Source organism: Pseudomonas sp. REP124, assembly GCF_020164475.1.
GTDB lineage: Bacteria > Pseudomonadota > Gammaproteobacteria > Pseudomonadales > Pseudomonadaceae > Aquipseudomonas.
In genome coordinates this window covers 39,279-63,575 of record NZ_JAIQWX010000004.1, presented here as the reverse complement: position 1 = coordinate 63,575, position 24,297 = coordinate 39,279, and the positions used below count along the sequence as shown (strand labels likewise).

Here is a 24,297-nt window from a genome sequence, read left to right as displayed (position 1 = left end):
CACACCCAACATCAACGTCGGCCGACATAACGCCTTCGCGGGCAAGCCTTGCTCCTACGGTCGTCGGGATAACGTTGGCAGCCTGACACCCCGCAGCACCTGATCAACCATCCTTAAAGAGGAATACTCAGCTTGATCCAGTAGGCGTTTCCGTCTGGACGGTTGCGTACCTGGGTTTCGTTTTGCCATTTGGCTGTAAGGAACCAGCCCTGGTTGCTGGTGTATTTAATCGAAGGACCAATGGCAAGGCTGCGACTCTTGTTGTCCTCTATCCGCTCGCCGTCCTGGCGATCGTCGGTGGTTTGCCACAGGGTATAACCACCCACACCGAGCACCCAGCCGTTGCCCATCCCCCAACCCACGGAGTAATCCATGTGCAGGGCCTGGCCAGAGCGATAGTTCGTGGCGGGGTTTTCAAAGTTGAAGTCGTACATGGTCTTGACGTCGACGTTCAGGCCATCGGGGTCTATGTACGCCAGCGCCGCCACAGGTTGCAGCACCCAGTAGTTGCGACCGGTGTTGGCCAGATCATTGCGATCGTATCTGCCGGTGGGCGCGATGGTATCGACAGCAAAGATCGCGTGCATTTTCTCGCTGTAGTGGTAACCCAGTGCCGGCGCGAAAATCATGTCGCCCAATCCGCGTTTGCTTTGCGACTGATCATCGATGCTGACTTTGACATCCACCAGCGGCGCAATGACGTGAAAACCCAATTGGCCGCCGAGAATCTTCTGCTCGGACACCCAGATCAGACGACCGGCGATACAGTCTGCCCGCAGGTTGAAGTCCATCGGTAACGCTCGACCGTCGTTGCCGCGAAAGGTATCGGCCTCGTAATGGCTGAGAAATACCTGACCGTACAAACCCGGCGGTGGCATCGCACCCGCCATGTAGGTTTCTGCGCCCAGAGGGTATGAAGAACCGCCACCTTCGCTGGCATTCGCCAGAGCGCAACTCATGGCCACGCAGGTAAAACCGGTGAGTTTGAACAACGAGTTTCGATTCATGTTTAAGCCTTCTTATTATTTTTGTTCGGGCGCACGGCAAAGTACCGCGACAACATCAAGGCGATTTGGATAACGTTTACGAACAGAGACTTGCACAAAGCCCCAGGAAAACTTCCAGAGTTTTTATAAGACTGAACTACAAGAATGTCACTACCCAAAAAGATCTCTTCCAGCGAAGTGCAACACCGTGCAGATCGACATGAAAACGCTGAGAGAAAGACATGCCACGCCTGAAAACACTCAAATAAAACCAGAAAAATCAATAGCTTTTGAACCATGATAGCCATTCAAGCCTGACGCAAAACCTTGAACATCCGACACACAAAAAACCAGGCGTTCGTAATCCCTGAACTTTGCGTACAAGTAAAACCTTCACTAGCGAAATAACCGTGCATTCATTCACTTCCAAACAGGCATTTCTTTAAAACTTGCAAAACCCATAAGGCAGGCCGCCAGAATTAAACCAATCAAACACCTGATCGTCCAAAACTCTGAACGCTATGTTCCGTACCTCAATCTTGTGACCGATGACTCAACACGTCAGCCTCGATGCGTATTCAGCAACCACCAAGGTCAATAACAATGAATCAACTGACTTGCCTGCCTCAGGATGCGGTGCTTTGGGGCTCGAACATCCTGGCGGACGCCGTTTCCCGCTTTGGCGACTATGGCATCGAGCGTCCGATCACTTTCACCGTCGCGCCGCTCAATCATTTGAACGAGACCAGCCTGCAACCTCACATTCGCCAAGGTGTGGGCGTTTTCACCGAGTTGCCGGCGCATGTTCCGGATGTGGCGGTGCAACTGGGCCTTGAGGCGTGCCTGCGTCTGGGCGCCAAGTCGATCATTGCCTTGGGTGGCGGCTCGGTACTCGACGCAGCCAAGGCCGTGTCTTATCTGCACTTTCAGCAAACCGGCCGTTTTCTGCCAATTGCGGCATTACCGACCACCCTGTCCGGTTCGGAGTTTTCGCATTACTTCGGCATCACCGAAACCGGCGGCAAGGTGAAATTCAAACGCAGCTATGCCATTCGCGAAACAACGCCGAAAGTGGTAGTGATCGATCCGATCCTGTTGCTGGATACACCCCGTTCATTATTGCTTTCATCCGCGATCAAAGGCATGGACCACGCGGTGGAAGGCATGCGCAAGGTCCGCGTTGACCATCCACACGCGATCATGTCGGCCAGTGGCTTGCAGCGTTTCTTCACTGTTCTGGAGCGCTGGCCGCAAGCGCTCGAAACCCGCCGCGCCATCGACCATGGCCTGGTCACTTCCCACGACTTGCTGCAACTGCAACTGGCCGCGTGGCAGTGCTACTTCTCACCAGCGTCAGTGATTTACGGGCTCAGCCATCGAATCGGACATATTTTGGGCGGCACCTTTGGTCTGCCCCACAGCATGACTTCCTGCATCACCCTGGCGCCGGTCATTCGTGCGTGTGCCGAGTTCTACGGCAACAAGCTCGACATTCTTTCACCGGCAACCAACGGCTCAGCCGCCGAGCAACTGGCCGAGCGAATCGACAATCTGGTGGTCAGCCTTGGCCTGCCAAATCGCATCGGCAGTTTCGACATCGATAAATCACAACTGGGCAAGATCGCTCAGTTGCTCAAAGCCAATTATCCGAACGAAGTCGATGATCTGGGCGCGAATGCGTCGATGAAACTTGAACTGCTACTGGAGCGCCTGTGGTGAGTGCTCGTATTGTCGGGTTGCGCGAGGCCGCGGACGCACTGGAGGATCGGCACATTACGGCGAGCTCGTTGATCGAGCAGTCAATCGCCATCGCGCAGGCCACCCAGCCGACAGTGAATGCGTTCGCCAGCATCGCCCGAAACTCGGCGCTGGAAGCCGCGGCGCGAAGTGATCAGTGTTTTGCACTCGGCACCCAAAGGCCACTGGAAGGCCTGCCGATCGGGGTCAAGGACCTGATCGATACCCGGGACCTGGAAACCCGTTACGGGTCAGCCGCCTACCTCGGCCATGTGCCTTCAGAGAACGCTCAGATCGTGCAGAGACTTGTCGAGCAAGGCGCGATCATCATCGGCAAGACCACTACCCATGAATTCGCCTGGGGAGTCACAACCGCCAGTCGCGCGTTTGGCGACACGCTCAACCCTCTCGATCCACGCTGCATTCCCGGGGGTTCGAGCGGCGGTGCCGCTGCGGCGATTGCCTGCGGTGCCATCGCCGCGGGCCTTGGCACCGACACCGGTGGCTCCGTACGAATTCCCGCGGCGATGTGCGGTGTGACCGGCTTCAAACCGACCTGGGGCGCGTTCCCCACCCAGGGCATTTTTGCCCTGGCGCCGAGTCTGGATCATCCGGGTCTGCTCGGCGCCGGGGTGTCCGACGTCGTGTTGCTGGCGCAAGCGCTGGGCATCGCGTTGCCGGATGCCGGCGCAAGCGTGTCGCCGCGTTTCGGCCTGATTCGTCAGGTCGATCCGGTGCCCTTGAGCACGGCAGTGGCTCAGGCGTTCGAGCAGGCCGTGAGCCAAGTGAGCGAGGTCTACAGCTGCGACGACGTCGATAGCGCCGGGCTGTTCCAAGGCACGTTTCAGGCATTCGCCACGATCGTTCTGACCGAGGGTGGTGTGACGCACTTTTCACGCCATGACTGGGGCTTCATCAGCCAACACTATGGCGCAGAGACCGTGGAGCGGCTGGAACGGGCAAGGCATGTGGTATTGAGCGACTACCTGAACGCGCAGCAGGTGCGCCGACTGTTCACCGCAAAACTCGCCCATGCCATGGCCGATGTCGACTATCTGCTGCTGGCAACCTGTCCCTGTACTGCGCCATTGGTGGGACAGTCCACCCTGACCATCGGTCATTGGCAAGGGACCGTTCGTGAAGCGCTGATGACCTACACCGCGCCCTTCAACCTCGCCGGTTTCCCGGCGATCTCGATTCCGTTGCCCTTGCGTTCCGCGGACCAGCGCCTGCCTGCCGCATTACAGATCGTCGCGCGGCCCGGAAATGATGGTGGGCTGCTGCAGGTGGCGATGAAGTTGGAGCGTTTGCTGGCTGGCTTCGGCTGAAAATCCATGCGGGAGCGGACTTGCCCGGGAAGAGGCCGGCACATTCAATGCCCAAGTCGCCTGACTCTTCGCCATCGCAAACAAGCTCGCTCCCGCGGGGTGTGCATCGTCAGAAGACTTACTCGTCCTCGAATGTAGTGACTTTCGGGATCTCCACGGCGAGAAAATCGATCAGTGCCCGCACCGCCGGAAGCAGCCCGGTCCGATAGGGCATCAGCGCCGTCATGCGTGCGTCGGCGACCATCCATCCCGGTAGCACCCGACGCAGGGTACCGTTCTTCAGTTCTTCCTTGCAGATATAGCCCGGCAACGCCGCGATCCCCAGGTTCGCGCAGGCAGCTTCCTTGGTGGAAATCATGTCATTGCTCTGGAAGCGCGGTGCGATCGGCACGCTGGTGTCCTGACCCGAGGGCCCCCGCAACTGCCATTGCGACGGCCCTCCCCGCACGATCGAAATCGTCGCGTGCTGCGCCAGATCTTCCGGATCGGCCGGTACGCCCGCTTTCTCCAGGTACTCAGGCCCGGCAAACAGGAACCATGGCACGCTGGCAATTGCGCGTTGTACCAGGGAAGAATCCTGCAATGGCGAAATATGCCCGCGAATCGCCAGGTCAAACCCTTCGCCGACGATATCCACCAGGCGGTCGGTGGAAATTTCCACGATCTGCACTTTGGGGTAACGGGTAAGAAAGGTCGGCAGCAAGTCGCGCAGGGCGAACTGGGCGATTTCCACCGCAGTGGTGATACGCACTACTCCGCTGGGTTCGGCCAGCCGCTGGCGCACCGCCTCTTCGGCGACGTCCGCGCTGTTGAGCATGGCGATAGCGTACTGATAGAACTCGGAGCCGATATCGGTCATGCCGAACTGGCGCGAAGTGCGGTTGATCAGGCGCACGCCAAGGTACGCTTCCAGTTCGTGAACCCGATGGCTCAGCGTCGACTTGGGCAGTCGCAGGCTATTGCCGGCTGCGGTGAATCCACCGCGATCGACCACCTGAACGAAGTAAAAGACATCTTTCAAATCCAGCATCCGGACTTACCTGCACCGCATCAAGATGAAGAAAAACCGAGGACGGTCGCCTGAAGATTCGATCCCCGATATTTGCCGCTGTCTGTCGTAAAAATAGCGCCCCGGCAATCGTCACTGCCCGATCATAGGTTTGTGAGCACCTGACGACAATGACAGTTATTCTGGCAGTTTTTCAGGGGTACTTTTTGCCAGTATCGTTCGCCATTCCGGGACTTAACGTGCAGCCTGACCAACTTCTCAGCCCCTGTGCGCAACCCTAGAATTTTCCTGATCCTCGCCAGTTGACTGGCATTTGCGAACACGACCAGGAAAATAATAATGAACAAGATCCTCGATACCGCGAGCCTCGAATCCACCGTCACTCCCGCCGGCCAGACGCCCTACAGCGCCTGGATGCAGACCGATGTGCTGCATTCGTTGCAGACGCCGGTCAGCGAGCATCCGGGTGAACACGCCTGGATCGCCCACGTGCAAGTGTCCGAACTTTACTGGATGCTCATCGTCAAGGAGTTGCAGACGGCGCAACGCCAATTGCGCGCAAATGACCTGACGCTGACTTACCGCACGCTGTTGCGGGTGGTGGCCCACCAGGAGGTGCTCGATGCCAATTGGCGCTCGATCGACTGGATGACGCCGAACGACCTGATGGCGATTCTCTCGAAGGCCGCGGCGACCTATGGCCAGGACACTGCACTGCAAGGCTGGACCTATCGACACATGGTTTATCTGCTGGGGATCAAGCAGGCCGAACACCTTCAGCACTTCACCCCGCAACCGCAGCGCCTGGCACAACTCCAGCAGGCGCTGGCCGAGCCAAGCCTCTACGACGATCTGCTCGCCTATTTCAGCCGCATCGGCATGGAAGTGCCCAAGGCGACTCTCGAGCGCGATTTCACCGCGCTCTATGTGCCAAGCGAAGCGATCGAAAAAATCTGGCGGGACATTTATGCCGGCCCTGACATCAACATCCAGCTCCAGCAGATCGGCGAAACCCTTGCCGATATTGCCGAGGGGTTCAGTCAGTGGAAATACCGCCATTTGATGGCCACGCGCCGGACTTTCGGTGCCCGCCCCGCGTACTTCGGCACCGAGGGACTCGCCTGGCTGGCGCCGACCCTGGACGAAATTCCGTTCCCGGAACTCTGGTCGGCCAGGACTTTCATCGGCAACCCACCGACAGGGTGCCCACACATGGCCAGGCACAAGAACTGAGAGCGCGCTTCTACAGGGTGATCCGCGCACCACCCTGACGTAGGAGCGAGGCTTGCCCGCGAAGGGGGCGGCACATGCGGCCCCATACTGACACACCGCCTTCGCGGGCAAGCCTTGCTCCTACGGGACTAGTTCATTGAACAGTCCTTCAGACCGACGAAATAGTCGGACGGTGGCAGTGATTCGATAGACGCACCGATGGCTTCACGGCACAACGAAGGGCGCTCGGTCAGTGCCTCGAAATACCGCTCGACGTTCGGCAAGTCGTTCCAGAGTGAAGCCAGCCCCAGATAAGCCATTCGGATCAGATTGACGCCCCAGGCGACGTCAGCGAGCGAGAACTCATGACCATTCAGGTATGGGAACGATTGCCCACTCAGAGACCGATCCAGTTCCCTCAATAGATCGCTCGCCGTCTGCCGTGCAGCGCGTTGGAATTCGGCGTTATGGCATACCCTTTTGCCTCCATTTTCCTTGGCGATCTTCGCCTGATACGCGGCCACCAACTCGGCGTCCCCGGCATTGTTGGCAGCCAGTGCCTGCAGGGCCGTGACCTTGTAGTCGTACACCGTTTCCATCACCGACTTGAGACTTTCCGGCCGCCGATCGGCATCCGGATGAAAACCATAGAGCAATGCGGCGTTCGGCAATTGATCGACGATGCTGACCTGGCGCATCACCTCGGCGCGGGCTTGGGCAACCACCGGCAAGAGTTGCACCGGCTCGCGGGATATTTCATCGAGATAACAGCAGATGCGCTTGGAGTCCGCGATGACCCGTCCGGCCTCATAATCGATCAGCAGCGGCACTGCACAGGGATCGAAACCTTCGGTCTCCACGGAAGTGCGCCCGCTGTAGCCGCTGACCAGCGCCTGCCCCATTTCTCTGCCGGCGATCAGGCGCAAACGCACGTAGGCGGGATTGTAGTGCTCCGCCGCAATCACGCCGTCGGCCCCCATCGCACACAGGATGACCATGTCATTGGAACGCCAGGACAGACGCTTCTCGTGCAACACCGTACGAACCTTCTGCGAACACAATGAACTGGCGGCATGGAACAGTTCGAACCGCGGATTGCGCTCATCACCCACGAGGGTACTGCGACCGGGGTCGAGCATGCCCGCACGGACGCTGGCGGCCATGTGCCTGAGTTGGTCGATCGTTGTAGCCATATCTGCTTTTTCGAGATTCACAACAGTCACTCCTGCGCTTGAGGTTTTGGGTTCAGTAGAGGATCGAGTGAGTTGAAAGCGGGTGTCATTTGCCTCACCGGCAGCCGCCTTTACAGGCAGCTTCCAGCCACAGACAAATCCGGTACGATAGGAAATGTTTCAGCCTCTGGACCGCGGTTTGAGCAGGGTCACAGGGCGATCTTTTTTCTTGTTGGAGCGACCATCTTGCGACTCTATGACAGCCGAATGTCGGGCAACTCCTGGAAGGTACGCATTCTGCTCAATCAGCTGGGGCAACCGTACGATCGCATCACTCTGGATCTGGCCAAGGGAGAAACGCATACCCCCGAGTTCCAGCGACTCAACCGTTTTTCCAGAGTGCCGGTGCTGCAACTGGACGATGGCCGGACCATTGTCGAATCCGGCGCCATCCTTCTGTATCTTGCCCAGGGCAGCCGTTACCTCCCGGACGATCCCTGGTTGCGCGCGCAGGTAACCGGGTGGTTGTCGTTCGAACAGGGTGATCTGCAAAAGCCGTTGGCGCTGTGTCGCGTCTACCATTTGAAAGGTCTCGCAGAACAGATGGCCCCGCAGATCGAGCAAATGCACAACGAGGGCTATCCCGCGCTGGCGAAACTCGATCAATGGCTGAGCGGGCATGACTGGCTGGTTGGCGACGACTACACCGTGGCGGACCTCGGTGTATTCGCTTATGTCTCCCTGGCCACCGCAGGTGGTTTCGACATGCGCCCGTTCACGGCCATTGAACAATGGATCGCGCGGGTAAAAAACCAACCGGGATGGATCGACTTGCTGCCGGTGGAGTAAGCGGCAAGCCGTTTACTCCACCGCACCTTGCACCTCAGGCCAGGGCCGCCTCGGCAACCGGTGCCGCGCAACGCAGCGACCGGGCAACAGAGGCCACACGGCGCCCCTGATATCGGGCGACGGCCAGATGATCCTCATCCGGCGTCAGCGTATCAAGCACCGACACATGGGTTGCGCCATAGGGCGTACCAGCCTTGAACATCGACGGATCGGCATACCCCAACGGCACGATAATCAACCCCAGGTGAGCCATCGGCGCATAGATCGACAGCAGGGTCGACTCGTTGCCGCCGTGTTTGGAGGACGTAGACCCAAACACCGAGCCCGCCTTGCCGTTGAGCTTGCCGGCAAACCACAGGCCTCCAAGGCCATCGATGTAGGCCTTGAGTTCCGAAGAAATCGAACCGAACCGCGTCGGCGTGCCGAAGATGATTGCATCGGCCCATTCGGCGTCGGCTTCAGTCGGCTTCTCGTACTTGGCGTTCATCGCTTCGGCACTCTCGAACCAGCCTGGAACCTGCTGCATCACTTCAGACCCCACAACTTCGCGGGCCCGACGCAGGCGCACTTCGGCCCCCTCCGCGACGGCGCCCGAGGCAATGGCATCGGCAAGGATTTCAGTGGAACGGGTGCGCGAATAGAACACGATCAGCACTTTTGGTTTTGACATGATGGAACCTGTACGGGAGTGATATTGAACAGCGACGCCTCGACGGCGCCGCTGGATAAAAGGTGAATACCAACTGGTCAGACGGAGATCGGTTCCAGCCGGCTGAGCAGTTCGTCCTTGCGTTCGCTCAACCACGAAGGCGTCTGGAATTCAGCGCCCAATTCGTCCGCCGCCTCATCGATGGTGAAACCGATGTCGGTAGTCGCTGCTTCGAACATAACGCCGCCGGGCATCTTGAAATACATCGAGCGGAAGTAATTGCGATTGACCGATTCGGAGGTATCGATATGCCCCATGGACATCAACTTGTCCTTGAGCGCCATCTGCTGATCGACACTGTCCACCGCAAACGCAACGTGGTGGATCGTGCCTTCGCCGTAGATCGACGAGCCTTGCAGACGATCAGGCTCATGCTGGAATTCGACCACGGTGCCCGGCGCGCCGCTGGCGGTTTCAAAGCGGTGATACTGGCCATGCTCGCCGGCGTAGCGGAACTCCAAGGCGTCTTTCATGAAGATGATCGACTCGGCGACTTCGCGCAGTGACAGGGTGATGCTGTGCACGCCGCGGATGGCGAACGCTTCGGGAATATCGCTGGCAATGCAGGGTGGACGGCTGTCCTGGTCGGAGGCGACCAGATCGAATTCGATGCCGCACGGATGGTAAAAACGCTGGCGGATTTCGCCGAAGCGCGTGACCGTTTCCTGGTCATATGGCACGCCAAACTCGGCGAAACGCGCACGCCAGAAATCAAGGGAGTCTTTGGGAACCGAGTAGTTGATGACCCGGATCTGCCCCGATCCCGGGCGGGCTTTCACGCCGCGCTGACGGAACGGGAACGACGTCACCAACGTGCCGGCATCCCCTTGCGGGTTGCCGTAATACAGGTGGTATATGGGTTCGTCACCATCAAGCAGGACCGTCTTCTTGATCAGGCTCTGACCCAGCAGCTTCACGTAGAAATCAACGTCCTCTTGCGCACCGGCAACGCCGGCAGTCAGGTGGTGGAAGCCTTTGATCGCTGTCATGTGGTTCTCCAGTTTTCTTTTGGACAAGCAGGGGCCGCAACGCCATCGGGCGCCGTGTGCCGGTTAGCGGTTTTGTCGCCGACGTCAGTCGTCGATGAATGTCGTGAAATCGTCCACTTCAAGCTTGGCGATGGTCATTCGGTTTTCCGCCAGGCTGTTGTCGGCCCATCCAAGTGACATGCCGGCGACGACCATCTGGTCATCGGGGAGATTGAGTTCGGCGCGCAACAGCGGATGCTGCAGCGACCAGATTTGCTGCGGACAGGTATCCAGTCCGCGCCCCTTGGCGGCCAGCATCACGTTCTGCAGGAAGCAGCCGTAACAAAGAAAGCTGGCCCACTCCAGGCGGCGATCCATGGTGAAGATGATGCCCACCGGGGCATCGAAAAACCGGAACTGACGCTCGACGTCCCTGCGCCGTCCTTCCTTGTCGCTGCGACAGCATCCCTGGGCATCACCCAGTTGGCCGCGGAAGGTGTGAAAGCGGGTCTTGTAGGGGTCGTGCAGTTGCGTGGGGAAGAACGGATATTCCGGCGTCTGGCCTTCCGGTGAAGCGCGATAGGCCTCCACTGCAGCCTTGGTAATGCGTTCACGCGACTGCCCGGTGATGACGTAGCAACGCCACGGCTGGCTGTTGCTGGAGCTCGGCGCGTGTTTTGCCGCCGACAAAATGTCCCTCACCATCTCCATCGGTACTGATCGATCCAGAAAACCACGTTTCGCACTGCGTTCGCGAATCAGATCATCAATGAACAGGCCACTCGGCATTTTCTGTCTCCTTATTATTAGAATGGAGTCTCAGCGTTTCCCGTTTATGGCGTCTGAGTTTTGTTGCTCTTGCTGACTGCCTTGGGTGTGACCAGAGCATATGAGCCTTCCACCGGACGGAGAAGACGCTGCGTTTGTACGCATGGTTGCGGATTTGTGGACGATCGGATGAGCCCCTGAGATCCGTGACGCAGCGCCTGCGACGTCCTTGATCGTTTATCCTGTGCCGACTGTTTCCAGCTGGAGCAACCCGTGCCGCCCCTTACTGCCCGCGAGATTTATCAGCAATTGCGCGACGTCGCCCTGGAAGTCCGCTGTCTGAAAAGACTGGATGAGGGCTGCGGATCCGGCCCGGTACGGGTCGATATCGAAGGCTGGCAATTGACTCTGGATGTGGACGGCAGCCACCTTCGGCACTGCCTGCATTGCCAGAGTCCGCAGGGTCGGGTATTCGATGGCGGGCAACGTTTCGGCACCGATCCGGTAAGTCTGCTCAGCACCTGGGAGCTGGCGCAGATCGAGCGTCTGCTCGCCGCCGGCTGACCCGCCGGTTCATTTGTGTATCGACAACGACACTCTTGAACTATCGTTCATCTGGCTCGGCTGTGTTACATAACGGCCTGAGTGCTCACGTGTCCAAGAGGTTTGCTTATGTTTCACGCCCTACGTCTGCCGCAATTGCTGACCTGCGCCCTGACCTGCCTGCTCGCCGGTACCGTCCACGCCGCCGCGCCCTCTCCGGCACCTGAAACCTTGAAACCGTTGCTGGCCACGATCAATGAGCGCCTGAACATCGCCGATCAGGTGGCGCTGACCAAGTGGGACAGTGGCAAACCGATCCAGGACACCGCGCGCGAAGCGCTGGTGATTTCCAACGCCAGGCAGCAGGCCATCGAGCACAAGCTCAATCCGGATGAGGCCGCCGATCTGGTCGCCGCCCAGATCGAAGCGAACAAGCTGGTGCAATACGGCCTGATCGCGCAGTGGCAAGCTGCGCACCGGGCGCCCGATGCGCCACGCCCGGACCTCAACAAGCTGCGGCCGAAGCTGGACAAGCTGCAAGTGTTGATGTTGCGTCAATACGCCGCCTTCGTCCCCTACCGCGTCGACCCCGAATGCCCGGTCTGGCTGGCCGAACAACGCTCCGGCCTGATCAAGGACGCCCTGCATGGCCAGGCGCTGATCCGCGCTACCGGCGAGTTGTGCGTCACCGACCAATAAACACCTCGGTACCTGTGGGAGCGAGCCTGCTCGCGATGGTCGTCAATGATGAAGCTGGAGGCCTGATGCCCCGCGGTGTCCGGGCGTCCATCGCGAGCAAGCTCGCTCCTACAGTGGGGGGCGTGCATCGACCATTGACTGCGTCAATAGTCACCATTAACTCAATGAAGTTCTCTTAAAAACTGCGCGGCGTAACATCTGCTCCATACCAACCAAGAACACCCCCGGAGCACAAGATCATGAAACGCCAGACCCTTCTCAGCATCGCTTTCTCGGTTTTCGCAGTTAACGCTTTCGCCGCTACCTCCGTTCAATCTGTAGTCGCTGAAGGCGGCTCGGATCGTCTGATCGAAAGCCGTGTGGCTGAAGGTGGTTCTGACCGCCTGCAACAGAATCGTGTTGCCGAAGGTGGCGCTGATCGTCTGTTGGAAAAACGTAATGCAGTAGCTGCTGATGGCTCGGATCGTTTGAAAGGCAACGAAGTTGCCGCTGATGGCTCTGACCGTCTGCACGGCAACACCGTCGCTGCTGATGGCTCCGATCGTCTGAAAGGCAACACCGTCGCAGCAGATGGCTCCGACCGCCTGCACGGCAACACCGTCGCAGCCGATGGCTCTGATCGTCTGAAAGGCAACACCGTCGCCGCTGATGGCTCCGACCGCCTGCACGGCAACACCGTCGCAGCCGATGGCTCGGACCGCTTGCACGGCAACACCGTCGCAGCAGATGGCTCTGACCGCTTGCACGGCAACACCGTCGCAGCAGATGGCTCTGACCGTCTGCACGGCAACACCGTCGCCTAAAATCTTCGCGTCACCGCAACACCCAAAAAGCCCGGCCTGATCAGCCGGGCTTTTTGTTGTTTGTACGTTCTTGAAGTAAATCGACAACCCTGTGGGAGCGAGCCTGCTCGCGATGACGAGCCAGCATCCGACATCGATACCGACTGGCACACCGCATCGCGAGCAGGCTCGCTCCCACAATGGACTCACCGCCCGGTTTTGGGTGAATCTACGACACCCCTTTCAGGACCTCCACATGAGCAAAACCGAAACCCTGGCCAAAATCATGCTCGGCCCCGTGCTGTTGATGCAGGGGGCCTATACCCGTCGGGTCACTCCGAAATTGCCGGAGGCCGAGGGTGAGCGGGATGGGGTGGCGGGTGATGGTGAGGTTTTGCGGTTGTTGATTCTTGGCGACAGCGCTGCGGCGGGTGTCGGGGCGATGCATCAGGGAGAGGCGTTGTGCGGGCAGTTGGTCGGTCGGCTGGCCAGGTCTCAGCGTGTTTGTTGGTCGCTGTGGGCCCAGACGGGGCTGGATTCCCAGGCGTTGCTGGATCGGCTGGAGCAGCACGCGGCTCAGCCTTTCGACGTGGCGCTGCTGTCGATTGGCGTCAACGATGTCACCGGCATGCTCACGGTGGATCAGTGGATCGCCCGCCAACAACAACTGATCGAGGTGTTGACCGACAAATTCGCCGTCCAGTTGATCGTCTTCTCCCCTCTTCCGCCCATGCACCTGTTCCCGGCCTTGCCGCAGCCGCTGCGCTGGTATCTGGGCCATCGCGCCGCCCGGTTCAATGCGCGCCTGGCAGAACTGACCAGTCACATTCATCGCTGTAGGATGCTGAATACCCATCTGGCGCCCGTGGCGGGCTCGATGGCGTCGGACGGGTTTCATCCGGGCCCGGCGATCTACAGTGTCTGGGCCGAGGACGCCGCACAGGTGATCTCGCAGCACCTGGCCGAGACCGCATCAGGCAAGCTTTGAACAACAACAAAAAACAGGAGTTGACCATGTCTGAACTGCAACTGCATCCCAAGGCCGCCGAGACCTTGAGCCTCTGGCACGCGATGATCCGCAGCGGCGATCTCAAGGACCTGCCCGGTCTGCTGGATGAAAAAGCGGTGTTCCGCTCACCGATGGCACACACCCCCTATCCGGGCGCTCCGGTGGTTTCGATGATTCTCAACACTGTGTGCAAGGTGTTCGAAGACTTCACCTACCACAGAGAACTGGCGACCGCCGATGGCCTGAATGTGATCCTCGAATTCAGCGCCACAGTCAGCGGAAAGCAGCTCAAAGGCATCGACATGATCCGTTTCAATGAACAGGGCAAGATCGTCGATTTCGAAGTGATGGTCCGCCCCATGAGCGGTTTGCAGGCCCTCGGCGAGGAAATGGGCAAGCGCCTCGGTGCTTACCTGGCCGCCAGCAAGGCCTGATCGTTGTGCAGAACCGGTCGGGTTTTCGGCACCACCTGCAACTCGACCGGCTCACTGAGAAAGGCACTGCACCGTGACCGCAACCAGCGTTCGCCCGGATCGTTGTGCGCCGCCGCGCGCCAGACCATCGACAGCTCCTGCACCGGCAATGACAGCGGTGCCGCTTCAGCCCGCACGCCTCCCACCGCCGCCATCGCCTTGGCCACGTAATCCGGCACGATCACCAGCAGATCGCTTTGCGCCAGCAACATCGGCAAGGCGCTGAACTGCGGCACCGTCAACACCACCTTGCGCTGCCGGCCCAACAGGCTCAGGGCCTGATCGGTATCGTCGGTGGCGCTGCCCATGGACGACACCACCGCATGGGGGCGTCGGCAAAACTCCTCCAGCCCCAGTGTTCCTGGTCGACTGTCGGCCCGCAGCAGCATAGGCCTGATCGCCCGCAGGGTCTTGCGCCGTGCATTGGCCGGCAGGTCGAGGGTGTGGCTGATGCCCATGGAGATGTCGCCATTGACCAGCCTCTGGGTCATTTGCTGCTGGTCGACACGCCGCACGATCAGGCTGATGTTCGGCGCTTCGAGGCGCAATTGCCGCAACAGCCGCGGCAACAGCGCGTATTCGACATCATCGGAAAGCCCGACATGAAAGGTCGCCTCGCTGGTCAGCGGATCGAACGACTGGCAGCGGCTCAACGCGGCAGCGATGCCGTCCAGCGCCGGCGAAAGGTTGGCGAAGATTTCCTCGGCCCGAAGGGTCGGCTCCATGGCCCGCCCGCAACGGATGAACAACGGGTCATCGAACAGCACCCGCAGACGGCCCAGGGCACCACTGATTGTGGGTTGCCCGAGGAATAGTTTTTCGCCGACGCGGCTGACGTTTCGCTCATGCATCATCGTTTCGAAAACCACCAGCAGGTTGATGTCGGCACGACGCAGGTCATTTCTGTTCATGAGATTCGCTACCCGGCACGCGGCCATGGAGTTCGGGAAGGGTCCTGTACAGGTTATGGCCACGGGCACCAAACGTCTGTCGTACATGGGGACAACGGGATCATGCGATGGGTGTGCACGCTAATACCCGCGTATACATCAACCCTTGTAGCAGCTGCCGAGCCTGCGAGGCTGCGTCCGACTGCGCAGCAGTCGCAAAACCGGGCGCTGCTGTCATTTCAGGAAGACCGCGTGCGCAAGTAATGCGACGACTGCGTCCTCGGACGCAGCCTCGCGGGCTCGGCAGCTGCTAAAGGACCGTGTTGTGAAATCAAGGGGTTACGTACACCGGGTGGCAGGAATTTCGGGTTTTTTGTCCTAACCAAATGAGAACCGTTGCTCCTAGCATGGCGATGCGATTTCCGCCCAGCCCGAACAAAAGACGAGGCGCGCATGATCGATTCGAAAGCGAAAAAACCCGCGCGAGAGCGCCGCACGCCTTCCTCCTTGAAAGAGATCTTCAGCAAGATGCTGTCCAACCCAGGCCCAAGGACGACCCGCACCCAGATTGCGACAGGCCTCAAACCCGTCGAGAACCTACTGACCTGGCTGATGGGACTGATCGTGGTCTGCGCGATCTTCATCAATACCGAAACCCGCGCCGATTTCCCCACTGCAATCCTGTGCATCGCGGTGCTGTTGATGGCGATCAACCTGTTCTCCCTCGGCGTGGTGATCGTGGCCGCGTTGTTCGGCATGTCGATGCTGACGTCGCTGTTCATCTACCACGACGGTTTCCAAAGCTGGGATTCCACCGCGGACTTTTTCCGCGACCTGAGCCTGCTGGCGGTGGTCACCCTGCTGGCGCTGCGCTGCAAGAAAACCAGCGATGGCCTGCAGCATCGAGTGACCTACTATTCCGGTTCACAGCAACTGAGCCAGACCGGCTGCATGGGCTTTCGCAGCGGTCGCGAGCAGCTGTCCTGGTCGGATCAGTCGGCGCGGATCTATGAATACCCGGTGGGCGTCATGCCGACGCTGTCGATGATCCTGGCGCGAACCCATCCTGCGGATGTGGCGTTGGTGCAAATGGCGTTCGAGAAGGCCGCGCGCCGCGAGCCCCTGATCGAGGTCAAGCATCGTCTGTTGATGCCCGATGGCCGCATCAAGCATGTGCACATGACCGCCACCCCGCTCCATACCCACCTGGGCTACATCGACTACCTCGGCGCGCTGCGCGACGTCACCGCCAGCAAGCAGGCCGAAGAAGCGCTGTGCCGCGCCCAGACCCAACTGGCCCACGTGTCCCGCGTCACCTCCCTGGGAGAACTGGCGGCGTCCATCGCCCATGAAGTCAATCAGCCGCTGGCGGCCATCACCAGCAGTGGCGAAGCCTGCCGCAACTGGCTCAGCCGTGCGCAGCCGGATCTGGTGGAAGCTCGCCAGTCGCTGGAGCGGATCATCAGCAGCTCCAACCGCGCCAGCGAGATCACCCGGCGCGTCAGGGCGCTGTCGCGCAAATCCGACCCGCTGCGCCAGAACGAATCGCTCAACGAGATCGTCCACGAAACCGTCAGCCTGGTGCGCTACGAACTGGCCCACCACAAGATCAATCCGCTCATCGAGTTGAGCGCGTTCGGTAATCAGGTCAATGCCGATCGCGTGCAACTGCAGCAGGTGATCATCAACCTGATCATCAATGCCTGCCAGGCCATGGACGCGGTAGAGCCTGACGCGCGCGCCCTGAAAATCCGCAGTTGGGTCAAGGACAACGAGATCGTGCTGGAAGTCGCCGATCGCGGCCCGGGCATCCCCGCCGATGTTTTACCGCATCTGTTCATGCCGTTTTTCACCACCAAGGAAAACGGCCTGGGCATGGGATTGTCGATCTGTCGCTCGATCATCGACTTCCACGAAGGGCGGATCTGGGCCACCAGCGCCCCAGGTCAAGGCAGCGCATTTCTGTTCGCCCTGCCGATCCGCGTCGTCAACGATTCGGGCTTTGCCGCAGCCATCTAATACCTTGGTATGACGCAGCCATACCAACGCGTTGTACCGCCATCCGCAGGTATGAATGCCTCGAGCCCCCGCATGCACTTAATGTAGCGCCCTGCACAAGGACCACAGCGCAGGGCGGTTGCACGTCCAACCCCTTGGGAACCAGTAATGAACGAACAACACCCTTTCAACAAAATCACGCCGGGTGAATCCATGGTTTTCGTCGTGGATGACGATGCGCCCCTGCGTGAATCCCTCGGCAGTCTGTTGCGCTCCATCGGTTTGCGGGTGGAGTTGTTCGGCTCGGTCGCCGAGTTCATGAAGTACACACGCACCGACACGGTCAGTTGCCTGGTGCTGGACGTGAGACTGCAAGGCAGCAGCGGCCTGGACTTTCAGAACGAACTGGCCGCCGCCGGGATCAACGTGCCCATCGTGTTCATAACCGGCTATGGCGACATCGCCATGACCGTGCGGGCGATGAAAGCCGGGGCGGTGGATTTCCTCACCAAGCCCTTTCGCGAGCAGGACCTGATCGATGCCGTGTGCGCCGCGCATAATCGCGACAAGCAGCGCCGCGAATCCGAGCGCCATGCCGAAGACTTGCGTGGTCGCCACCAGACCCTCACCGCACGGGAACAGACCGTCATGGCCCTGGCGGCTTCGGGGCTGATGAACAAGCAGATCGCCGGCGAAATCGGCCTCAGCGAAATCACCGTGAAAATCCATCGCGGCCAGGCCATGCGCAAGATGGGCGCACGCTCGTTTGCCGACCTGGTGCGCATGGCCGAGGTGATCGGGGCCCCGCCAACTGTCCGGTGACTATACCCACGTATACTTTGCGCCTTTTCAGGACAGCGTATCTTGCAGCGATGGCGGACAGCCTTTAAGTGCTCTCCGCTACAAGGCAGGACACAACTATGCGCAATGAAGCGATCATTTCCGTCGTCGATAACGATGAATCCGTAAGAATGGCTCTGGACAGTCTTTTGCGCTCCAGCGGATATAAAGTGCGCACCTATTGCGGTGCTCACGAGTTCATCTTCTCCGACGGCCCGACCCATAGCGCCTGTTTGATCTCGGACATACAAATGCCGGACATGGACGGCATTCAGATGTACGAGGATCTGGCAGCCAAGGGCATTCATATTCCCGTCATTTTCATCACCGGGAACCCCGATGCACAGCGCGCGCCTGGCGCGAACGCCAGGGCGCCGCTGGCGTTTTTCCCCAAACCCTTTTCCACCGAAAAGTTGCTCGCGTGCATCGAGACTGCACTTGATTGAGGCAACTAACCCCAGCCACTGCCGGCAACTAACACCTTGGTATAACCCGCTAATACCTACTCATACCCCGGATGTCCCTACGTAGAAGTGTCATAGGCCAATCCGTGGAATAACATCTACTCCACATCGAAGCCCGACACTGTCTGTCTCGCATGTTTCAAGTACCACGCGACGACAAGCCAACCGTGTCGAGCTTTTATCGCAACACCCTTTTTCGCCCTCGATCGTTCTTCAGGAGCTAAAACAATGAAACAGCAGATTTTGATTATTGGTGCAGGTTTCGGTGGTGTCTGGAGCGCATTGAGCGCTGCCCGTCTGCTGGACCAGCACGATCGCAACGACGTCGAAATCACCGTTCTGGCTCCTCAGGCAGAATTGCGCATTCGTCCGCGCTTCTACGAGCCGAACGTGCACACCATGATGGCGCCGCTCAACGATCTGTTCGACGCCGTGGGCATCAAATTCGTCCAGGGCTCGGCCGAGCGGATCGACGAGAAAAACAAGCAGGTCGGCTATGTCAAAGCCTCCGGCGAGCAGGGTCAGCTGAGCTATGACCGCCTGGTCCTGGCCGCCGGTAGCCACCTGATGCGCCCTCCGGTCGAAGGCATGCTCGAGTACGCGTTCGACGTCGACACCATCGAATCGGCCGCCGAACTGGAAACCCACATCAACGCCCTGAAAGACCAGCCAGCCAGTGCCGCGCGCAACACCGTGGTAGTCGCCGGCGGCGGCTTCACCGGTATCGAAACCGCGACCGAAATGCCGGCGCGCCTGCGTGCCGTGCTGGGTGAGAACGCCGATGTGCGGGTAATCATCGTCGACCGTGGCACACAAATCGCCGGCTCCCTGGGCGATGGCATTCGTCCTTCCATCGTCGAAGCCTCGGAGCACCTGGGCATCGAATGGATCGTCGGCGCCACTGTCGCCTCGGTGGATGCCGGTGGCGTCACCCTCGCCGACGGCCAGCGCATCGAAGCCGCCACCGTGATCTGGACCGTGGGTTTCCGCGCCAGCCCGCTGACCGAGCAAGTGCAAGGCACCCGTGACCATCAGGGCCGCCTGCATGTCGATCCGAACCTGAAAGTACGCGGCCACGCCGATATCTACGCCACCGGTGACACCGCCTACGCCGCCACCGACGATCTGGGCAACTTCGCCGCCATGTCGTGCCAGCACGCCATCGCCCTGGGCCGCTATGCCGGCAACAACGTCGCCGCCGATCTCCTGGGCGTGGACCCGATGGCCTACAGCCAACCCAAGTACGTGACCTGCCTGGACCTCGGCGCCTGGGGCGCGGTGTTCACCGAAGGCTGGGATCGCCAGGTCAAGCTGGTCAAACAGGAAGCCAAGGAACTCAAGCAGCAGATCAACTCCGTGTGGATCTACCCGCCGGCAGCCGATCGCGCCGTTGCTTTGGCCGCGGCCGATCCGCTGATTCCGGTGGCCTGATGGGCCCGGGGTTGTCCGGATGATTTACGGGCAACCCCGTCCACCGCGATTCAACGCACGACGCTGGAAAGGAGATCGACATGTATGAATTTTTTGAACGTCCCTTTCGGGTCTTGAAGTTGTCCAACGTCCTGTTGATCGGCGGGCTGGTTGCGCTGATCGTCGGGGCCATCCTGGCGTACGGCCTGGACCGGTATCTGTCGTTGCCCGGCCTGATCGCCGCCCATGCCATGACGATCCTCGGTCCGACCGCCATCAAGATCGGCTATGTCATGCGTTTGCAGTCATTCAATCGTCTGCGAAGAGAGGCAGCCGCTCATCTGCACGGCTTCGCCCGATGATTGAAGCTTCACCCGATTGTTGTTTCACCCGATTGATGCATCGGGTTTGAACACCCAATCCCGCTCAGCCTACTCCTTGCTGGTCGGGACATTTCCCAAGCGCCCGCCACTCGTTTTTCTGGCGGGCGTTTTTTCTTTAGCGTCAACCAACCCCACCCCTGGAACCACTGAACACCAGCAGAAAAAACCTCATGAAGAGTTTGCCCGGCATCACGAGTGCCGCGCGAGTTGCCGTTAGATAGCAAAAACCCGGAAGAACAAATGTCTATCATCAAACGCTGCAAGCGACTTTTTTTATCGGATGCCATGGCCTGGTTAGCCGCCATCGCGGTCGGCAGCATGATCTTCATTATCAACACCACCCTGGACGCCGACGTCGTGCCGACGCTGCTCTACATCACCCTGGTGTTCATGTCGGCCAATATTTTTTCCATCCCCGTCTTCGTCACCGTCGCCATCACCTCCATCGCGTTCCTGACCTTCAGTTTTATCGCCGATGGCGGTTATCGCGACGAAAAGCAGATCTCCGCGTATGTGCGCTGTCTCGTCGCGCTGACCACCATCACCCTGCTGGCGCTGCGCAGCAAACGCTCCTCGGAAAACCTGCGGCGCAAGGAAGCGTTCTTCATGGGCGCCCAGAAACTCAGTCACACCGGCAGCATCGGTTTCATGATCGACAAGGATGAAACCATCTCCTGGTCAGCCGAGTCGGCGCGCATTTTCGAGTATCCACGAGAGGTCACGCCGACCGTTGCCCTGATCAAGGACCGCACCCACCCCGACGATCTGGCCGTGGTCGACGGCGTGTTGCAGCGCGCGGCGCGTCAGGAAAAACACCTGGAAGCGGAGCATCGCCTGCGGATGCCCGACGGGCGCATCAAGTACGTGCACATGATCGCCAATCCGCTGTTCAACCATGACGGGCGTGTCGAGTACGTCGGTGCCGTGAGGGACGTCACCGCGTCCCGCCAGGCCGAGGAAGCGCTGTTTCATTCCCAGGCGAAACTGGCCCACGTCACCCGCGTCACTTCCATGGGCGAACTGGCCGCCTCCATTGCCCACGAAATCAATCAGCCGCTGGCGGCGGTGATCACCAGCGGCGAGTCCTGTAAACGCTGGATCAACCGCCCCGAGCCGAACCTGGATGAAGCACGCCGCTCGCTGGACCGGATCATTCAGAATTCCTGCCGGGCTTCGGAAGTCATCGCCTGCATCCGCGCGCTCTCGAGACAGAGCGATGTGCAGCGCAACATTGAAGTGTTCGATGACATCGTCAGCGACTCGCTGAACCTGATGCAGCATGAGATTTCCAGCCATCAGGTGCGCCTGTCCGTAGAGGCCCGGGCGCAGAGCGCCTGTGTGAACGCCGACCGGGTTCAGTTGCAGCAGGTGATCATCAATCTGATCGTCAACGCCTGCCAGGCCATGGCCGAGATCCACGACCGACCGCGCTCCCTGCGCATCAGCACCTCGGTGCAGGACAACGAAGCGGTGCTGGAAGTCGCCGACTGCGGCACCGGCATCGCGCAGGACATCCTCGCCACCCTGTTCGATCCGTTCTTCACCACCAAACAGAACGGTCTGGGCATGGGATTGGCGATCTGCCGTTCGATCATCGAATTCCATGGCGGCCGAATCTGGGTCGCCAGCACCGTGGGCGTCGGTACGCAATTCATGTTTGCGATTCCGCTGACGGTCCCCGGCGATCACAAATGATCCTTCTCCAATGCTGTTTCGCTATGTGAAATCACACGAGGAAAGCAAAGAGTGTCTATCCATGAAAGGACCGAAAACCCTGCAAGCACCGGCAGCGATCCGCAGCTATCGCGCAGCGTCGTGTTTTTTGCCTACCCGAAAATGGGTCTGCTGGATCTGACCGGGGCGCAGACGGTGTTCTATGCGGCCAACCATATCCTGACCGAAAGCAGTTTGCCGGGTTATACCTTGCGCACCGCGAGCCTGGATGGCGGGCCGGTACAGACCGCCGAGGGTCTGGTGGTGGATACCGAACGCCTGGATCAGTTGGCCGGTGTTGCGATCGATACCCTGCTGGTGCCCGGCACGCCGACCATTCGCCAGACCCTGGGCAATCACAACGCGCTGGTGCAGGCATTGCGCTGCGCTTCTTCCAGATCCCGCCGCACGGTGTCGGTGTGCAGCGGCACCTTCCTGCTGGCGGCCGCCGGCCTGCTCGACGGCCTGCGCGTGGCGACCCACTGGCTGGTGGCGGATCTGTTCGAGCGGCAGTATCCCCAGGTGGAACTTGATCGCGAAGCCATCTTCATCCAACAGGGATCGATCTGGACTTCGGCCGGCGTGAGTGCCGGTATCGACCTGGCCTTGGCGCTGGTCGAGGCCGATGCGGGGCGAGATATATCGATGCAAGTGGCCCGGCGCATGGTGGTGTACTACCGGCGGCCGGATAACCAGGACAAGTGGGGGACGTTGCTGCAATCGCAGTACACCTGACCTGTAGGAGCCGAGCTTGCTCGCGATGGACGACCAGACACCACGGGAAAGCAGACAGCCCGCGTCATCGTTAACGACCATCGCGAGCGTGCTCGCTCCTACAAAACCTGTGTTTACCGGCGTTGCAGGAGCCACTGAAACAAGCTGCTGCGCTTGATCTCTGCCGGCTTTTGCATCACCAGGTTTTCGCGGATTTCCTGGCGTTGGTCCTGCAGGTGGCTCAGGGCGCTTTTCAGGTCGCCCAGGTGTTCGAGCTGGTTGCCGAACACGTGCTTCTCGATGCGGAACAAGCGGCCGCTGGTGATGCTGCGAAACTCGCCCCGCGACGGTTTGTCGGCAAGAATCCCCTCCTCGCCCAGCACCTCGCCCGGCCCCATGCGCCCGGCTTCCACCAGTTTTTCATCGTCGTGGATCGCCACCGACACCACCCCGGTACTGATGATCATCAGGCACTCGGCAACCTCGCCGAACGCCAGGATGACCTCGTCGGCCTGGTAGTCCACCGGCGTCATTTCCCTGGCCAGGTGATCGCGTTCGTCGTTGCTCAGCGAGCGGAAGATCCGCACGTCCTCCAGCAACCGGCGCTGACGGTTCCACAGCTGTTCCTCCTGGCCGAAACCCCAGCTGACACCGGCCGCTTCGAGGTGCCTGTGGGCGAGGTCGAACATCAGATTGCACACCTCATTCTTGTGCTTGGCCGAGGCGATAAACCCCTTGAGCTCGTATTCGGTGTACTCCAGATGCGAGCTTTTCACCGAGACCTTGGCCGAATGCGTTTGCAACAAGGCCCGGGTGCCGCGCAGGGTTTTCTCCAGGGCATCGATCGCCCGACGCGGGCGCACGCTGGCGGGTACGGCGATGATCACGCTGATGCCGTTGACATCCCCCGGCCGGCTGAAATTGATGATCCGCGCCTTCGCCGCCACCGAATTGGGTACCACCGCGATGCCGCCCATGTCCGTCATCAGGTGCGTGGTACGCCAGTCGATCTCCACCACCTTGCCCTGGGTGCCGTCGATGGAGATCCGGTCATTGAGCTGGTAGGGCTTGGTGGTGTTGAGCACGATCCCGGAGAACACATCGCTCAAAGTGCTTTGCAGCGCCAGACCGACAATGATCGCCATCGCCCCGGAGGTCGCCAGCAAGCCCTTGACCGGCAACTGCAGCACATACGCCGCGGCGGCCACGATGGCGATCAGGAAGATCACCGCGCCCATCAGGTCATGGAGCAAACGCGCGCTGTGCCCGGCGCGGGACATCAGTCCATAGCCGAGGATGATGGTCAGGGTCCGGGCGGCGAAGATCCACCAGCCGATCCCCAGCACGGTGCCCATCAGGTTGAGCACGGGGTCGTCAGGCCACAACGGCGGTTGCAGGGGACTGATGCCGGCGGCGCTCATGACCGCGCTGAAGGCCACGAAAACCACGATGCGCACGCACAGGCGCAGGTTGTGCCGCGAGGGGCCGACCATTTGCCAGAGTGCGAGATCGATCAGGATCAGGATGACCCCGCAGATCAACGGATGAGCCTGCAGGAAGGTGAACATGAGTGATTTCTCCGCAAGCGCCGATTGTTCCTGCACTGTATGACGCCATTTTGCGCGGGGCACTTCTACCTCA

The 24,297-nt window shown here is 59.9% G+C and carries 25 protein-coding genes; 16 read left to right on the top strand and 9 right to left on the bottom strand.

The annotated features are described in order from the left end of the window. Positions 1-113: 113 nt before the first annotated feature. Entirely contained in the window at positions 114-1,007 is an 894-nt protein-coding gene (locus tag K9857_RS02065) for a transporter (RefSeq protein ID WP_224533249.1), read from the bottom strand. Between the two features lie 582 nt (positions 1,008-1,589). Here K9857_RS02065 and K9857_RS02060 point away from each other — a divergent pair. Together K9857_RS02060 and K9857_RS02055 are read left to right on the top strand one after the other, a co-directional pair. Then, complete coding sequence (locus tag K9857_RS02060) at positions 1,590-2,705, top strand: iron-containing alcohol dehydrogenase (protein WP_224533248.1); 1,116 nt, start codon at positions 1,590-1,592, stop codon at positions 2,703-2,705. Continuing rightward, positions 2,702-4,051, top strand: coding sequence for an amidase (locus tag K9857_RS02055; RefSeq protein WP_224533247.1), 1,350 nt, complete (start codon positions 2,702-2,704; stop codon positions 4,049-4,051). The genes K9857_RS02060 and K9857_RS02055 overlap by 4 nt, the downstream gene beginning before the upstream one ends. 118 nt (positions 4,052-4,169) lie before the next feature. Here the strand turns inward: K9857_RS02055 and K9857_RS02050 are convergent, their stop codons facing one another. Further along, positions 4,170-5,081, bottom strand: a complete 912-nt coding sequence (locus K9857_RS02050) for a LysR substrate-binding domain-containing protein (RefSeq protein WP_224533246.1) — start codon at positions 5,079-5,081, stop codon at positions 4,170-4,172. Between the two features lie 318 nt (positions 5,082-5,399). Here K9857_RS02050 and K9857_RS02045 point away from each other — a divergent pair, with 318 nt between their 5' ends. Further along, positions 5,400-6,293: a tryptophan 2,3-dioxygenase gene (locus tag K9857_RS02045; protein ID WP_224533245.1), complete on the top strand. Its 894-nt coding sequence runs from the start codon at positions 5,400-5,402 to the stop codon at positions 6,291-6,293. A 128-nt stretch (positions 6,294-6,421) separates the two neighbouring features. Here the strand turns inward: K9857_RS02045 and K9857_RS02040 are convergent, their stop codons facing one another. Next, positions 6,422-7,465: a glutathione S-transferase family protein gene (locus tag K9857_RS02040; protein ID WP_224533244.1), complete on the bottom strand. Its 1,044-nt coding sequence runs from the start codon at positions 7,463-7,465 to the stop codon at positions 6,422-6,424. Between the two features lie 225 nt (positions 7,466-7,690). Between K9857_RS02040 and K9857_RS02035 the strand changes: the two genes are divergently transcribed. Then, positions 7,691-8,293 (top strand): glutathione S-transferase family protein, encoded by a 603-nt coding sequence (locus tag K9857_RS02035; protein ID WP_224533243.1) that lies wholly within the window; start codon positions 7,691-7,693, stop codon positions 8,291-8,293. Positions 8,294-8,327: 34 nt separating this feature from the next. On the opposite strand, the gene wrbA is transcribed toward K9857_RS02035, so the two are convergent. From wrbA to K9857_RS02020, 3 genes are all read right to left on the bottom strand, one after another. Next, a complete protein-coding gene (gene wrbA, locus K9857_RS02030) occupies positions 8,328-8,963 on the bottom strand; it encodes an NAD(P)H:quinone oxidoreductase (protein ID WP_224533242.1) in 636 nt (211 codons plus the stop codon). A gap of 77 nt (positions 8,964-9,040) precedes the next feature. Next, the gene (locus K9857_RS30455) at positions 9,041-9,526 is read right to left on the bottom strand and encodes a VOC family protein (protein ID WP_411961535.1); all 486 of its coding nucleotides are present in this window, start codon (positions 9,524-9,526) and stop codon (positions 9,041-9,043) included. Positions 9,527-10,075: 549 nt separating this feature from the next. After that, positions 10,076-10,759 carry a nitroreductase gene (locus tag K9857_RS02020; RefSeq protein WP_224533240.1) on the bottom strand — a complete coding sequence of 228 codons (684 nt, stop codon included), beginning with the start codon at positions 10,757-10,759 and terminating at the stop codon, positions 10,076-10,078. A gap of 252 nt (positions 10,760-11,011) precedes the next feature. Between K9857_RS02020 and K9857_RS02015 the strand changes: the two genes are divergently transcribed. The 5 genes from K9857_RS02015 to K9857_RS01995 all read left to right on the top strand — a co-directional run bounded on the left by K9857_RS02015 (position 11,012) and on the right by K9857_RS01995 (position 14,205). Then, positions 11,012-11,302: a hypothetical protein gene (locus tag K9857_RS02015; RefSeq protein WP_224533239.1), complete on the top strand. Its 291-nt coding sequence runs from the start codon at positions 11,012-11,014 to the stop codon at positions 11,300-11,302. A gap of 108 nt (positions 11,303-11,410) precedes the next feature. Then, positions 11,411-11,980, top strand: a complete 570-nt coding sequence (locus K9857_RS02010) for a chorismate mutase (RefSeq protein WP_224533238.1) — start codon at positions 11,411-11,413, stop codon at positions 11,978-11,980. A gap of 239 nt (positions 11,981-12,219) precedes the next feature. After that, entirely contained in the window at positions 12,220-12,783 is a 564-nt protein-coding gene (locus tag K9857_RS02005; protein ID WP_224533237.1) for a hypothetical protein, read from the top strand. A 235-nt stretch (positions 12,784-13,018) separates the two neighbouring features. Next, the gene (locus K9857_RS02000) at positions 13,019-13,750 is read left to right on the top strand and encodes an SGNH/GDSL hydrolase family protein (RefSeq protein WP_224533236.1); all 732 of its coding nucleotides are present in this window, start codon (positions 13,019-13,021) and stop codon (positions 13,748-13,750) included. Between the two features lie 26 nt (positions 13,751-13,776). Next, on the top strand, positions 13,777-14,205 hold the full coding sequence (locus K9857_RS01995; RefSeq protein WP_224533235.1) for a nuclear transport factor 2 family protein: 429 nt from the start codon (positions 13,777-13,779) through the stop codon (positions 14,203-14,205). Here K9857_RS01995 and K9857_RS01990 read toward each other — a convergent pair. Further along, the gene (locus K9857_RS01990; protein WP_224533234.1) at positions 14,181-15,155 is read right to left on the bottom strand and encodes a LysR family transcriptional regulator; all 975 of its coding nucleotides are present in this window, start codon (positions 15,153-15,155) and stop codon (positions 14,181-14,183) included. The genes K9857_RS01995 and K9857_RS01990 overlap by 25 nt on opposite strands. A gap of 432 nt (positions 15,156-15,587) precedes the next feature. On the opposite strand from K9857_RS01990, the gene K9857_RS01985 reads away from it, so the two are divergent. From K9857_RS01985 to K9857_RS01965, 5 genes are all read left to right on the top strand, one after another. Then, positions 15,588-17,153 carry a sensor histidine kinase gene (locus K9857_RS01985; protein ID WP_224533233.1) on the top strand — a complete coding sequence of 522 codons (1,566 nt, stop codon included), beginning with the start codon at positions 15,588-15,590 and terminating at the stop codon, positions 17,151-17,153. 147 nt (positions 17,154-17,300) lie between these two features. Then, entirely contained in the window at positions 17,301-17,954 is a 654-nt protein-coding gene (locus K9857_RS01980) for a response regulator transcription factor (protein WP_224533232.1), read from the top strand. A 98-nt stretch (positions 17,955-18,052) separates the two neighbouring features. After that, positions 18,053-18,418 (top strand): response regulator transcription factor, encoded by a 366-nt coding sequence (locus tag K9857_RS01975; RefSeq protein ID WP_224533231.1) that lies wholly within the window; start codon positions 18,053-18,055, stop codon positions 18,416-18,418. Between the two features lie 246 nt (positions 18,419-18,664). Continuing rightward, positions 18,665-19,867: an NAD(P)/FAD-dependent oxidoreductase gene (locus tag K9857_RS01970; protein WP_224533230.1), complete on the top strand. Its 1,203-nt coding sequence runs from the start codon at positions 18,665-18,667 to the stop codon at positions 19,865-19,867. A gap of 80 nt (positions 19,868-19,947) precedes the next feature. After that, entirely contained in the window at positions 19,948-20,208 is a 261-nt protein-coding gene (locus K9857_RS01965; RefSeq protein WP_224533229.1) for a transmembrane sensor/regulator PpyR, read from the top strand. Positions 20,209-20,216: 8 nt separating this feature from the next. On the opposite strand, the gene K9857_RS01960 is transcribed toward K9857_RS01965, so the two are convergent. After that, positions 20,217-20,558, bottom strand: a complete 342-nt coding sequence (locus tag K9857_RS01960) for a hypothetical protein (protein ID WP_224533228.1) — start codon at positions 20,556-20,558, stop codon at positions 20,217-20,219. On the opposite strand from K9857_RS01960, the gene K9857_RS01955 reads away from it, so the two are divergent. Further along, positions 20,548-21,924 carry a sensor histidine kinase gene (locus K9857_RS01955; RefSeq protein WP_224533227.1) on the top strand — a complete coding sequence of 459 codons (1,377 nt, stop codon included), beginning with the start codon at positions 20,548-20,550 and terminating at the stop codon, positions 21,922-21,924. The genes K9857_RS01960 and K9857_RS01955 overlap by 11 nt on opposite strands. A 51-nt stretch (positions 21,925-21,975) precedes the next feature. Continuing rightward, the gene (locus tag K9857_RS01950) at positions 21,976-22,677 is read left to right on the top strand and encodes an AraC family transcriptional regulator (protein ID WP_224533226.1); all 702 of its coding nucleotides are present in this window, start codon (positions 21,976-21,978) and stop codon (positions 22,675-22,677) included. A 113-nt stretch (positions 22,678-22,790) separates the two neighbouring features. On the opposite strand, the gene K9857_RS01945 is transcribed toward K9857_RS01950, so the two are convergent. Beyond that, positions 22,791-24,224: a mechanosensitive ion channel family protein gene (locus K9857_RS01945; protein ID WP_224533225.1), complete on the bottom strand. Its 1,434-nt coding sequence runs from the start codon at positions 24,222-24,224 to the stop codon at positions 22,791-22,793. Positions 24,225-24,297 lie beyond the last annotated feature (73 nt).